Below are 12,799 nucleotides of genomic sequence, written 5' to 3'. Positions count from 1 at the left end.
CATCTGATGAGAGGCGATCCATGAACATGCACTACGACAGAAGCCAGGGCAAAGTGCCGAGACGCCAGGCATTGATCGCTGGCTTGTTGGTGATGGCACTCGCAGGACCGAGCCTGGCGCAGAGCCGACCGATTGCCAAGGTCTGGAAGGACCCGAGCTGCGGATGCTGCAAGGACTGGGTCTCACACCTGCAAGGCGCAGGCTTCGATGTGCAGGTTCTCGACACCGGGAACACCGCAGCGCGCACGCGGCTGGGCATCCCGCAGAAGTACGGTTCTTGCCACACGGCGCAGATCGGCGGCTATGCCATCGAGGGTCATGTGCCTGCCTCGGACATTCAACGCTTGCTGCGCGAAGCCCCGCAGGCCATCGGCCTCGCGGCGCCCGGCATGCCGGTCGGTTCGCCCGGCATGGATGGTCCGGCCTATGGTGGACGCAAGGACGCCTACGACGTGCTGCTGATTGGGAAAAACGGTAGCAGCACGGTCTATCAGTCGCATCGCTGACCATCCATCAACCCTTCTCCGTGGAGATATGCCATGCAGCATCAGCACACACAGACCCCCAGCGATCGCCCCCGGTTCTGGCGATCGCGCTACGGCGTGGCGTTCCTCATCATCGCCGCTGTCGCCGCGTATTTCCTGCTCAAGGAGCATACGGCACATGTTGCCGGCTATCTCCCCTTCCTGCTGCTGGCGGCTTGTCCGCTGATGCACCTGTTCATGCACCGTGGTCACGGCCACGGCGGACACGATCATGCCGCGCGTCAGGGTAAGGAAGGTGCCGCAGCCTCCAAGGAGCAGAAGCAATGAGTCGAGGCACTCGCACCGTGCGAGCACGCGACGCCGCGCTTGTCTCCTTGCGCGCCTGCGGCCTGCTGCGATCACCAGACACCAAAGGTTAACGGCGGAGGGCACTTGTCACTATGAATTCACCCAGCAAGTCTTCAGGACATGAGCACGCAGGCATGGCGGCGGGTGCCACAACGTCCGGCCCGCATACGCACCACCATCACGCCAGCCATGCTGGAAGTGACGACGCGGGCGGGTCCTCAAGCCACACGCAGCCCGATGCCGCGACGCGAGATCCGGTGTGTGGCATGGCGGTCACGGCGGCGTCGGAGCACCGTTCCACGCACTTGGGGAACACGTACTTGTTTTGCAGCACCGGATGCAAGGCCAAATTCGACGCCGATCCGGCGCGATATGCCAGCGGTGACGCGGGCATAGGCACAGGCAGCGGCCATGCACCGCATCACCATGCCAGCACCGCAGTTTCACCGGCCCCGGCGGCATCGCCAACCGCGCCCGGAACCATCTACACCTGCCCGATGCACCCGGAGATCCGCCAGGATCATCCGGGAACCTGCCCCAAGTGCGGGATGACGCTGGAGCCTCTGCTGCCCGACCTCGATGACGACAACCCGGAGTTGCGTGACTTCTCGCGTCGCTTCTGGTGGACCTTGCCGCTGACGCTCGTGGTCTTGGCGCTGGCGATGCTGGGCGAGCGGCTGCACCTGATGGACATGGCTACACAGAGCTGGGTCGAGTTGGTGCTGTCGTTGCCGATCGTGCTGTGGGCCGGCTGGCCCTTCTTCTCCCGCGGCTGGCTGTCCGTGGTCAACCGCAGCCCGAACATGTGGACACTGATCGGCCTGGGAACGGGTGCGGCATTCATCTACAGCGTTGTGGCAACCGTTGCGCCGGAAGTGTTTCCAGCTTCCTTCATGTCCATGGGACGGGTCGGCGTGTATTTCGAGGCCGCCGCCGTCATCATCTCGCTGACACTGCTCGGCCAGGTGCTGGAACTCAAGGCCCGCTCCCAGACTTCGGCAGCCATCAAGTCGCTGCTGGGGCTGGCACCCAAGACGGCGCGGCGCATCAATGCGGACGGCAGCGAGGAAGACGTGCCACTCAGCCATGTGCACGTCGGCGACCTGCTGCGCATCCGACCCGGCGAGAAGGTGCCGGTGGATGGCATCGTGCACGAGGGCAGCAGCTCGATTGACGAATCCATGCTGACCGGCGAACCGCTGCCCGTCAGCAAGCGCGTGGGCGACAAGGTCATCGGGGCCACACTCAACACCAGCGGCGCGCTGGTCATGCGTTCGGAGCGGATCGGCTCGGACACCGTTCTATCGCAGATCGTCCAGATGGTCGCCCAGGCGCAGCGTTCCAAGGCACCGATGCAACGCATGGCCGATGTCGTTGCCGGCTACTTCGTGATGGCCGTCGTCGCCATTGCGGTAACGACGCTCCTTGTATGGGGATTCTTCGGGCCACAGCCCACCTGGGTCTATGGACTGATCAATGCGGTGGCCGTCCTGATCATCGCCTGCCCGTGCGCGCTGGGTCTGGCCACGCCGATGTCGATCATGGTCGCAACGGGCCGTGGCGCCACGCAGGGCGTGCTGTTCCGCGATGCCGCGGCGATCGAGAATCTTCGCAAGGTCGATACCCTCGTCATCGACAAGACAGGAACCCTGACCGAAGGCCGACCTGCTTTCGATCAGGTCGTCGCAGCCCCCGGCTTTACGAACGATGAGGTGCTGCGTCTTGCGGCCAGCCTGGACCAGGGCAGTGAACACCCCCTGGCCGACGCCATCGTGCAGGCCGCGCGTGCCCAGGGCCTCCAACTCGTGAAGCCTCAGAGCTTTGAATCGGGAACCGGCATCGGCGTGCGCGGAAAGGTTGAGCACCGGCAACTGGCGTTGGGCAACACAGTGCTGATGGAACAGTCTGGCGTATCGGTGGAACCGCTCGTACCCCAGGCCGAAGCTCTGCGCGGCGAAGGGGCCAGCGTCATGTACCTGGCGGTGGACGGGCAGCTCGCGGGCTTGCTCGCCGTGTCCGATCCGGTCAAGGGCAGCACCCCCGAGGCCCTGGCCGCGTTGAAGGCTGCGGGCCTGCGGGTCATCATGGCCACCGGGGACGGGCAGACCACCGCCAAAGCCGTCGGTGCACGCCTAGGCATCGACGAGGTGCATGGTGAGGTCAAGCCGGCGGACAAGCTCATGTTGATCGAGCGACTGCAGAAAGAAGGACGCATCGTCGCCATGGCCGGAGACGGCATCAACGACGCGCCGGCCTTGGCGAAGGCAGACGTGGGCATCGCCATGGGAACGGGAACCGACGTGGCGATGAACAGCGCCCAGGTCACGCTGGTCAAGGGTGACCTGCGTGGCATCGCTGTCGCTCGCACGCTCTCGGTGAGTACCGTGCGCAACATGAAGCAGAACCTCATGTTCGCCTTCCTCTACAACGCGCTGGGCATCCCCATCGCCGCCGGGGTTCTCTATCCCCTCACGGGCTGGCTGCTGTCGCCGCTGATCGCAGCATTGGCGATGAGCCTGAGTTCGGCGTCGGTCGTTGGCAACGCCTTGCGCCTGAGAGCGAGCCGACTGTGACCGGATTTTCTTTCTGAAACTACAGGAGCCTGCTATCGCCCAGCAAACCGTTTCTTTCGTTCCACGCCGTTGCAAAGGTGCAAGCCTTATCTCGGCATTTCGTTCTTAAACCACACCTCACACATCCAGGTAGAAACTTCTATGACCCGTTCACATTTCATCGCCAAGCTCGTCGCGCCGATCGCTGCTGGTCTGTTCGCCACCGCCGCATTCGCGCATCCTTCGCTGGTGTCTTCAACGCCGGCCGACAAGTCGCAGGTTTCTGCGCCAGCCACCATCGAACTGAAGTTCTCCGAGACGCTGGTGCCGCAGTTCTCCGCCGCGAGCCTTGTCATGACTGGCATGCCGGGAATGGCGAGCCATGGCCCGATGAAGATCAACGCCAGCGTCGCGGCTGCCGGCGACGGCAAGACCATGGTCATCACGCCGGCACAGGCGCTCCAGCCCGGTGACTATCGCGTCGAATGGCGTGCCGTCTCCTCGGACACGCATCCGATCACGGGTAACGTCACCTTCAAGGTGAAGTAAGCCCATGGCCGGGGATTGGTTGACCATCGTCCTGCGCCTGGCGCTGTATCTGGACCTGGCGGCGGCGTTTGGCGTCGCCATGTTCGGTCTCTATGCTTTGGGCAACGACGAGCGATCCTCGACGATCTCGCGCCGCTATCGCGTCCTCATTGGCGCATCCGCTGCCATCGGCATTGCCCTGTCGATGTGGGGCATGACGGTCATGGCCAAGGCCATGTCCGGTGCCCAGAGCTACGCGGAGCTGTCAACGCACGTCTTCGACATGCTCATTACGGGCACGCACATGGGCATCGCCTGGTGCATTCGCATCCTCGCGCTGTTGGTGTGTGTGCTCGTCGCAATGTTGAAATTGAACGCTACCTTGCGATTTGCAGTGATGGCGCTCTCCACCGGCGTGGCGCTGGCGACCCTTGCGTGGGCAGGCCACGGCGCGATGGACGACGGCGTTCGCGGCTACATCCATCTTGCGTCGGATATCACGCACCTCTGGGCAGCGGGCGCTTGGGTGGGCGCATTGGTGGCGTTCTTGATGCTGGCATCCCACAAGCAGGATGTCGCGCAAGACCCGGTAGCGGTCCTCAGTCGGACGTCGAATGGCTTTGCTCGCATAGGTACAGCGATCGTGGCTGCACTCGTCGTGAGTGGAATTCTCAATTACCTGTTGATCGCCGGACCATCGTTTGATCCGCTCATCTCGACGCTGTATGGCCGGCTGCTGATGGTAAAGCTCTTGCTTTTCGCAGGCATGCTGGCGTTGGCTGCTGCCAATCGGTATCGGTTGAGCCCGAGCCTGGAGGCTGCTTTGAAGGCAGGCAATCGCGCACAGGCAGTCATCAAGCTTAGACAGAGTCTGTTCACGGAGGCGACCTTGGCCGTTTTGGTTCTGGCGAGCGTTGCATGGCTTGGCATCTTGTCTCCCACTGGAACCTAGTCCTTCATGGGCGGCAGATGACAGCACATGAATTGAATGTAATGCACGGGTAAGCGCTCTGTAGACCGCCTGCTTCTACATTTAACGACGCGGCGCAAGTTGTCGTCGTTTTTACAAAGGAGTCGATCATGAAATCGCAAATTGTCATTGCCGCCCTGTTGAGCGCTCTCTCCGTGCCAGCCTTCGCCGGTCATGCAGCAGCCCAAGCAGCCAAGGAAATGGTTCCCTTGGCTGACGGGGGAACGCTGTACATCTTCAAGGACGGAAAGATGGCACAGGAAAGCCGCTTCGGGCGCGCCGTCTATCTCAATGTCGGAGCTTCGGTGTCGACGAAGGATGGGCGCAACATCGCGATCACCAGCAATGAAGTCGCTCGCCTCGGGTCGCTGCTACAAAAAGAGCACGGCGGATGACGCCGCGGGTGTGCGGTGCTTTTCAAAGCTTCTGCACAGTGTGACAGAGACGCGCGCCCCGATTGGGCGCGCGCGCTTGGGACGCGTCACGAGCAACCACGAGCGCTCAAGGTGCCAGTTTTTGCGATGTCAAGCGCATCAACTTCCCTGAAATGGATCCAGCCTCCCCGTCCACCGTGATTCGTCCACGGGACATCTGGCGCGAATGAGAACTTGCGAGGAGCCCGATTTATGGAGTTGCGTCATCTACGATGCTTTGTCGTCTTGGCAGAGGAGTTGCATTTCACGCGGGCGGCCGAGAGGCTGCATATAGAGCAACCCCCCTTGTCTCGCGCGATCAAGGAATTGGAAGATGAGCTTGGGGTCACGCTGTTTGACCGCGACCGCAGGGGCACACGGCTGACCGTGGCGGGGGCGGCATTCTTGCAGGACACCCGCCGACTCTTCACTGTCCTGGAGCAAGCGCGTGAAAATGCCAGAGCCATTGCCGCGGGCCTGAGGGGCAGCCTGCGCATTGCAATTTCCGATGGTGCGATGGACCCACGACTATCGGCGTTCCTAGCTCGTTGCCGCGCGGAAGAGCCCGAGGTCGAGATACGTCTCTCCGAGGTACCGCTGACCGAGCAGATACGGGGCCTACGGTCTGGCGACTTCACGATCGGATTTGCACACGCGGCGGATGTTGGCGAAGGCATCGTGGCTGAACCGATCTGGCGAGACCCGATTGTGATCGCCGTGCCAGCGCGGCACTCGCTTCTTGCGCACAAGCAAGTTCCGCTGAACGAACTTCAGGGTCACCCACTGGTTCTGTGCGACAAACTGGCCTGCGAAGGCTACTGCCGAGAACTAAATCGGCTGCTACAGGTTCTGGAACACAGACTCAACGTTGTCGAAGAAGTGTCGTCGCTGGACATGATGCTAACGCTCGTCGGCGCAGGCTATGGGATTGGTTTCATGACGGCGACCAAGATTCCCATCAGCCAGAGGCCGGACGTGGTGATTCGCCCTCTGGCGCAGGACACGGCGGTAATCACAACCTATCTGCTTCGGCCAGAAAGCAGCAACTCATCGGTTTCGCTGGATCGCTTCATCGAACGTCTGCGAGGACCTCCGGATGACTAAAGCGTCAATGCCTATCTGAATCGTGCGCCGCGGCACGAAGATTGCGTTCGGCTGCGCTGACGAGTTCCGCAGCACTGAGCTTGAGTCCGGCGGCGATTCTTAAGATCAGAGCGAGAGTGGGCATGTGCTCCCCACGCTCTATTTTGCCCATGTGCGATCGCTCGATCCCTGCTTTCGCAGCCAGTTCTTCCTGAGCAACACCTTGCGTCAGGCGGGCGACACGAACGGCCGCTCCGAATGCCAACGCTGGCTCGGCGTCGAAAGTGGTAGTTCCTGGGGGACGGCCTCGTCGGACAGTTCGCTTCTCCATCCTTGGAAGCGTCGAACAGTCCAAACAATTTAACCACGTTAAGTTTAACTCAAACTAGCTATCATGAAGACTTTCCATCCTTGTCTTATCGCTTCTTGGGGCCTCTCATGCACGACGCCACCAGCCCACGCCCACAGCTCAGGCTCGCCATAGCGCCTGGTGTGGCCTCTTCGTACCTAGCTGCATTGCTTGCCCTGCAGCGCGCGGAGGAGCCCGAAGTTTCTATGGAATTTAATGAGGTTACGGCGAGCGATCTCATTACGGGCCTCTACAAACGGCGCTTCGACGTCGGCCTTTCTCTGAAGCAGGTGAGCGATTCTTCGCTGAAGAGTCTTTCTATTTGGTTCGAGGCGACAGCTCTTGCCACGCCGCTGCGATACCCACTGCTCCGGCAGCAGTCAATCAGAATAGACGAACTTAAGGAGCACTCCGTGTTTCGATGGAAGGCCGAATATTCTCCTTCGCTGGACCAGTACCTGTCCTCCATGTCATCAACGGAAAGGCCGAATGTCCAGCATGTCAGTTCTTTTGAGATGTTATTGCTCTGGGTCGCAGCTGGATATGGCGTAGGGATTTCCTCGCGATCACGCATCGAAACCGCTAGCCAGTGCGGAATCTGCACGCGCCCAATAGCCGATGGCCCCTACGAGGTCATTACGCACCTGCAGCGACTCTCGGGACAGACGAATCTTGTAGCTGATCGATTTGAGCTTAGAGCCTTGCGAGTTGCCGAGGCGCGTAAAGCATGACAACCACGTGCGGTGCCCGCCCTTGCCGGTGGATTTGCAGCGGGTGCCGGTTCGGGCCAAGGCGCCGTCCAGACGCATCAATTCATCCTGGAAACTGACCTTGATCAATTCAACTCCCTACAACTTCCAATAGTATGTCCGCATGATCGGCTTAAGGCGCCTTCTCGCAAGATGGAGCCGCTGGATTACCAGCGGCCTAGTCGTAACCTTGCTTTTCTCGCAGGTTGCGATGGCGATGTACGTCTGTCCCAAGCCAGACCCGAGGGCATCTGTGGAAACCACGCAAATGCGTGCCACGATCTCGATGCAGCAGGCTGACAAGTTGCCAATGTCGGATTGCACCGGCATGCCTGATTCCATGGACAGCGAAGCGCCACAGTTGTGCCACGCTCATTGCAGTGGCGATCGGGAGTCGGCGCTTTCATGGCAGGGGCTGGACATTCAGTTTCTCGCGGCGCACGTGATGTGGCTCGCCAACTCGCTGCCCGGGTTGGTTCTCGACCGGGTAGCCCTCAGAGCGTGTTCAAAGTCTTTTGAGCAAGAGCACCAAGAATGCCAAGTGGACGAACTGCAGGCTGGTGTTGAGCCATCGCTCGCAGTTCTTCCACAGCCTCCTGTTCTTGTCCAGCCAGGCAAAGCTGCGTTCCACGACCCAGCGCTTGGGCATCACTTTGAAAGTGTGAAGCTCGCTTCTCTTGGCGATCTGCACCGTCACATGCCCTCCCAGAATCTGCTGCACGCCTTGCGCGAACGGCCGACCGATGTAGCCTGCATCGCACAGCAGGCTTTGTAGCCGGCTCAACCGGGGCTTGCAGCGCTGTAGCGCCTGCAGTGCGCCTTTGCGGTCCGTCACCTCGGCCGTGGTCACCGCTATCGCATGCGGCAATCCCTGGGTGTCCACCGCGATGTGGCGCTTGATGCCCGAGACCTTCTTGCCTGCGTCATAGCCCTTCAAGCCCGCCGTGTCCGTGTTCTTCACGCTCTGCGCGTCCACGATCAAGAGCGTGCTGCAGGCGTTGCGCCCCAGTTTCTCGCGGGCCGCGCCAACCTGATTTTTTTAATGCCTGCTCCAGCAGGCTGCCACCCTCGCGTGGCTCGCTCCAGATGGCAAAGTACGAGTGCACGGTGCGCCATTTGGGAAAGTCGCTGGGCAGTGCCCGCCACTGACAGCCCGTGCGCAGCAGGTACAGCACGGCGCAGAACACCTCGTACAGCTCCACTTTGCGTGGGGCAGTCTTTCTGCGCGCACTCTCCAGCAATGGCCGGATCACCTCGAACTGCTCGCGCTTGATGTCGCTGGGGTAGCCTTTTCTCACCCAGCGAGCTTCTCACATCAAGAGGGCGAGACTTTGAACACGTTCTCAGGCGGCACGTTACCTACATTCCTCCCAATCCCCGCGCGGGCTTTCCGCCGATCTACCTCACGTTCCAAGTCCTGCGGAATTGATTTATGTGTCCGTGCTCGCCGCGCACCGATGCGGCAGACCACGTGATTTCGTGAATACCAATTCCGAGGACAACCATGTTTACTCCCTTTTTTGGCGCCCCCGAGGGGCGCCCGTCGGCGTACGGCCGAGGCACAACGCCGGCCTCGATGCGAGTGCATCGTCTGAAAGCTATCAGCATCGCGTTGGCGGGCAGTGCGCTTGTCTCGCCTGTAGCCTACGCCCTCGATTTTGCTGAGGCACGCCTTATCGCGGAGCAGCAGAGCCCACGCATAAGCGCGCAGCAGTTGCAGGTTAACGTCGCCGAATCCGTGCAGAAGGCAGCAGGCTCGCTGCCCGACCCCAAGCTCTCGCTCGGCATCGAAAACTACCCCATCAGCGGCATGGATCGCTGGAGCATGACGCGCGAATCCATGACGATGCAGCGCTTGGCGCTCATGCAGGAAGTGCCCAACAGGGCCAAGCGCGACGCCCAGGTCGCCAGCGCGCAGGCGCGTGTGGATCGAGAACGCGCGGCGCTGGTTTTGCAGCGATTGCAGATCCGCCAGGAACTCAGCCTGGCGTGGATCGCCGCGCAGGCGGTGGAGCAACGGGAGATACTGCTGACGGAACTGCTCGCGGAGAACCAGCGCCTGCAAGACAGTCTCCCCGCTCGCGTCGCCGGCGGCACCGCCCAGGCTGGCGATCTGTTGGTCGCGGAACAGGAGGCGCTGACACTCACGGACCGCCGTGACGATCTACAGCGGGACCGGGCCAAGGCCAGGGCCGCGTTGCGGCGCTGGGTGGGCTCCAGGGCCGACGAAGCACTGCAAGGCGATCCAGGCCCGCTCACTCGCCCCGTCGCGCAACTGCGCACAGAACTGGCGAATCACGCGGAGCTTGAACTCTATCCGGCGATGCAAAGCATGGCCCGGGCCGAGTCCCGCGAAGCCCAATCAGAGACCCGCGGCGATTGGGCCTGGGAGATAGCCTATAGCCGGCGTGATCGCCGATGGGGCGACATGGTGTCATTTCAGGTGACATTCGATCTGCCTTGGCAGAAGGATCGACGCCAAGTGCCCATGATCGAGGCAAAACGGCACGAGTTGGAACGTCTGGACGCCGAACGCGAAGACGTGGCGCGGCGGCATTTGCAGGAGCTGGACGACAGCGCCGCCGAACTCCAAGCGTTGAACAGCCAGATCGACCGCCTGCAGACCGCCGGCTTGCAACTGGTACGGAACCGAGCGGCGCTTGCATTGAGCAACTACCGATCCGCCAAGGGGGACCTGAGCGCTGTGCTCAGTGCACGCGCCCAGGTGCTGGAGACGCGCATGCGTCTGATCGACCTTGGAGCGCAGCGCGACAGCCTCGTCGCCCGACTGAACAGCCTGATCGCGGACTGAGTGGAGACCCTCGCCATGAATACCTCTTCGAGAAACATCCTTGCCGGCTTGACGCTGGTTGCTGCCGGTATTGCCGTTGGATGGGGCGTCGCCCAATGGCGCGCCGGCCACCTCAGCGGCTCCCCCGCTGCCAACGTCTGTTGGCGCGCACTTAAAACTGACCCAGGCTGCGCGTTGAACTTTGACCCACCCGGTGTACGGGGCTGAGGGTATCAGTTGGTGGTCTGGGTGGTGGCCTCCTTTGCCCTGATTCTGGCTTTGGTCTTGTTGGCGGCGGTGCTGTTGCGCAGCCGCCAGGAGTCGTTGCCGGTCTCCAGGATGTGGCAGTGGTGGGTGATGCGATCCAGCAGCGCGGTGGTCATCTTGGCGTCGCCGAACACCTGACCCCATTCGGAGAAGGCCAAGTTGGTGGTGATGGCGAGGCTGGTGCGCTCGTAGAGCTTGCTGATCAGGTGGAACAGCAGCGCGCCGCCTGAGGGGGTGAACGGCAGGTAGCCCAGTTCATCGAGGATGACCAGGTCGGCATAGGTCAGGCGCAGGGCGATCTGCCCGGCCTTGCCCTGGGCCTGTTCCTTCTCCAGCGCATTGACCAGTTCGATGGTGGAGAAGAAGCGCACGCGCAGGCGATGCTGGCGCACGGCCTGGATGCCGATGGCGGTGGCCAGGTGGGTCTTGCCGGTGCCCGGTCCACCGACAAGGACGACGTTCTCGGGGGTGTGGATGAAGTCACCCTGGTGGAGTCGTTCGACCAGTGCGCGATCAACGGGACTGGCCGCGAAGTCGAACCCGAGCAGGTCACGATGGACGGGGAAACGTGCGGCCTTCATCTGGTTGGCCTGGGCACGAACCTGCCGTTCGGCGGACTCGGCCTGCAGCAGTTCGGCCATCCAGTGTTCGGGCTCCATGGTGTGCAGGCGCATCTTGGCCAGCAGTTCGGGCCACTGGCTGGCCATGCCGTGCAGCTTGAGCTGCTGCATGCGCAGCGGCAGGTCAGGCGTCGACATGATCTGCCTCCCGCAGGGCGTCGTAGCGGGCCGGATCGGACACCGGCGGATGACGCAGCGTCACTCGCGAGGCGACCGTCTCGATCGTGCGGTCCGGATGCTGCAATCGCCCCAGCACGTTGAGCACGTGGTCGGCGCGCACCAGGCCGGACTCGAGTGCCAGTTCCACCGCCACCAGTACCGCTTCGAGCCCGTGCACGGGTACGGCGGCCAGCACCTGGGCCATGGCGCGGTCGCCGTGAGGCTGGCGCAGCAACACCTGCTGCAGCTTGCGCAGCGGATCGGGCATGGACAGGAACGGCGCGCCGTCACGCAGTGCCCCCGGCTTGCGCTGGACCAGGGCGATGTAGTGCTGCCAGTCGTAGTGGACCCGATCACGCTCGAAGCTGCGCCGGTGGCGGGCGACCTCGGCCTCGCCGACCACCACGGCCAGTTCGAAGGGATACACGCGCAGGCTGGCGACGGCGTGGGCGTGTTCGCACGGCACGCTGTAGCGGTTGCGCTGGAAGCTGACCAGCGCGGTCGAACTGACCCGCACCGGCCGCTCGATGTAGCCGTCGAAGGGCGCGGGCATCGGCATCAGGTGGGGCTGTTCGTCCTCCAGAGCTTCGGCCACGGTGATGTCGGAGGCATCCGGATGCGCCTGCATCGGCCAAGCGGCGCGGCACTCGCTGGCGAGCCAGGCATTGAGGGTGTCCAGATCTGGCCAGTGGCGGGCCCCGGCCTCGATCCAGATCTGTCGGCGCCGGTCCTGCACGTTCTTCTCGACCCGCCCCTTCTCCCAACCCGCGGCGCGGTTGCAGAACTCCGCGGCGAACAGGTAGTGGCTGGTCATGGCGTGGAAGCGGGCGTTGACCCGCCGTTCCCGGTGCTGGCCGATCCCGTCCACCGCCGTCTTCATGTTGTCGTAGATGCCGCGGCGCGGCACGCCACCGAAGGCGGTAAACGCCTGGGTATGAGCATCGAACAGCATCTCGTGGCTCTGGGTGGGATAGGCCACCAACCAGAAGGCGCGGCTGCAGGCCAGCTTCACGTGGGCGAGATCCAGCGGCATCTTGGCGTGGCTGCCGACGAAGGCGTACTCGCGGCTCCAGTCGAACTGGAAGGCTTCACCCGGAGGAAAGTGCAACGGCACGAAGGCCGGGCGGCGGCTGGCGCCGCCGGCCGCCTTCCACTGGCGGATGAAGGCCGTCACCCGGGTGTAGGTGCCCGGATAGCCGATCGCCTGCAACTGCGAGAACAGCACCTTGGCGGTGCGTTGTTCCCGCCGGGGACGATGGCTGTCGGCACGCAGCCACGTCTCCAACTGGGACCGGTAGGGATCGAGCCGGGAGGGCGAGGCTCGCCTGGGATAGACCGGCTCGGACTGGCCGCTGCGCAGCCATCGCCGGATGGTATTGCGGGATAGGCCCGTGCGCTTGGCGATCTCGCGCAGCGGCAGGCCATCGCGGAAATGCATCCGCCGGATCTTGGCCAACATGACCATGGTGATCACTCCTGAAATCC

Annotated in this window: 13 protein-coding genes; 9 read left to right on the top strand and 4 right to left on the bottom strand. The window is 62.7% G+C overall.

From position 1 onward, the window contains the following. The first annotated feature begins 20 nt into the window (after positions 1-20). The 7 genes from AOZ53_RS09060 to AOZ53_RS09030 all read left to right on the top strand — a co-directional run bounded on the left by AOZ53_RS09060 (position 21) and on the right by AOZ53_RS09030 (position 6,400). Positions 21-506 (top strand): DUF411 domain-containing protein, encoded by a 486-nt coding sequence (locus AOZ53_RS09060; RefSeq protein ID WP_003090303.1) that lies wholly within the window; start codon positions 21-23, stop codon positions 504-506. A 33-nt stretch (positions 507-539) separates the two neighbouring features. Next, the gene (locus AOZ53_RS09055) at positions 540-812 is read left to right on the top strand and encodes a DUF2933 domain-containing protein (protein ID WP_003097518.1); all 273 of its coding nucleotides are present in this window, start codon (positions 540-542) and stop codon (positions 810-812) included. 287 nt (positions 813-1,099) lie between these two features. Continuing rightward, on the top strand, positions 1,100-3,406 hold the full coding sequence (locus tag AOZ53_RS09050; RefSeq protein WP_228777907.1) for a heavy metal translocating P-type ATPase: 2,307 nt from the start codon (positions 1,100-1,102) through the stop codon (positions 3,404-3,406). A 141-nt stretch (positions 3,407-3,547) separates the two neighbouring features. After that, complete coding sequence (gene copC / locus AOZ53_RS09045) at positions 3,548-3,934, top strand: copper homeostasis periplasmic binding protein CopC (protein ID WP_003090319.1); 387 nt, start codon at positions 3,548-3,550, stop codon at positions 3,932-3,934. A 4-nt stretch (positions 3,935-3,938) separates the two neighbouring features. Next, on the top strand, positions 3,939-4,865 hold the full coding sequence (copD, locus tag AOZ53_RS09040; RefSeq protein ID WP_003097522.1) for a copper homeostasis membrane protein CopD: 927 nt from the start codon (positions 3,939-3,941) through the stop codon (positions 4,863-4,865). 128 nt (positions 4,866-4,993) lie between these two features. Beyond that, positions 4,994-5,278: a CopK family periplasmic copper-binding protein gene (locus AOZ53_RS09035; RefSeq protein ID WP_003090336.1), complete on the top strand. Its 285-nt coding sequence runs from the start codon at positions 4,994-4,996 to the stop codon at positions 5,276-5,278. Between the two features lie 231 nt (positions 5,279-5,509). Further along, positions 5,510-6,400 carry a LysR family transcriptional regulator gene (locus tag AOZ53_RS09030; RefSeq protein WP_003097524.1) on the top strand — a complete coding sequence of 297 codons (891 nt, stop codon included), beginning with the start codon at positions 5,510-5,512 and terminating at the stop codon, positions 6,398-6,400. 4 nt (positions 6,401-6,404) lie between these two features. Here AOZ53_RS09030 and AOZ53_RS33330 read toward each other — a convergent pair whose 3' ends face one another. Beyond that, positions 6,405-6,710: a helix-turn-helix domain-containing protein gene (locus AOZ53_RS33330; RefSeq protein WP_003097526.1), complete on the bottom strand. Its 306-nt coding sequence runs from the start codon at positions 6,708-6,710 to the stop codon at positions 6,405-6,407. Between the two features lie 107 nt (positions 6,711-6,817). Between AOZ53_RS33330 and AOZ53_RS33325 the strand changes: the two genes are divergently transcribed. Continuing rightward, complete coding sequence (locus tag AOZ53_RS33325) at positions 6,818-7,459, top strand: LysR substrate-binding domain-containing protein (RefSeq protein WP_023657317.1); 642 nt, start codon at positions 6,818-6,820, stop codon at positions 7,457-7,459. Between the two features lie 523 nt (positions 7,460-7,982). Here AOZ53_RS33325 and AOZ53_RS33315 read toward each other — a convergent pair. Further along, positions 7,983-8,775, bottom strand: a protein-coding gene (locus tag AOZ53_RS33315) for an IS5-like element ISStma16 family transposase (protein ID WP_086009121.1) whose coding sequence is annotated in 2 segments (ribosomal slippage) — positions 7,983-8,517 and positions 8,516-8,775 — 795 coding nt in all. Because the reading frame shifts where the segments join, the coding sequence is not laid out codon by codon here. Between the two features lie 206 nt (positions 8,776-8,981). On the opposite strand from AOZ53_RS33315, the gene AOZ53_RS09015 reads away from it, so the two are divergent. After that, positions 8,982-10,289 (top strand): TolC family protein, encoded by a 1,308-nt coding sequence (locus tag AOZ53_RS09015; protein WP_003097539.1) that lies wholly within the window; start codon positions 8,982-8,984, stop codon positions 10,287-10,289. 212 nt (positions 10,290-10,501) lie between these two features. Here the strand turns inward: AOZ53_RS09015 and istB are convergent, their stop codons facing one another. Both istB and istA read right to left on the bottom strand, forming a co-directional pair. Next, positions 10,502-11,293, bottom strand: a complete 792-nt coding sequence (gene istB / locus AOZ53_RS09010) for an IS21-like element ISPa36 family helper ATPase IstB (protein ID WP_003097544.1) — start codon at positions 11,291-11,293, stop codon at positions 10,502-10,504. Then, positions 11,280-12,779: an IS21-like element ISPa36 family transposase gene (istA, locus tag AOZ53_RS09005; RefSeq protein ID WP_003097546.1), complete on the bottom strand. Its 1,500-nt coding sequence runs from the start codon at positions 12,777-12,779 to the stop codon at positions 11,280-11,282. The genes istB and istA overlap by 14 nt, the downstream gene beginning before the upstream one ends. Positions 12,780-12,799 lie beyond the last annotated feature (20 nt).

Source organism: Achromobacter sp. 2789STDY5608621, from assembly GCF_001299375.1.
Lineage (GTDB): Bacteria > Pseudomonadota > Gammaproteobacteria > Burkholderiales > Burkholderiaceae_B > Achromobacter > Achromobacter insuavis.
Note: the sequence above shows the minus strand (reverse complement) of the source record. Positions and strands in the feature narration are given on the sequence as shown.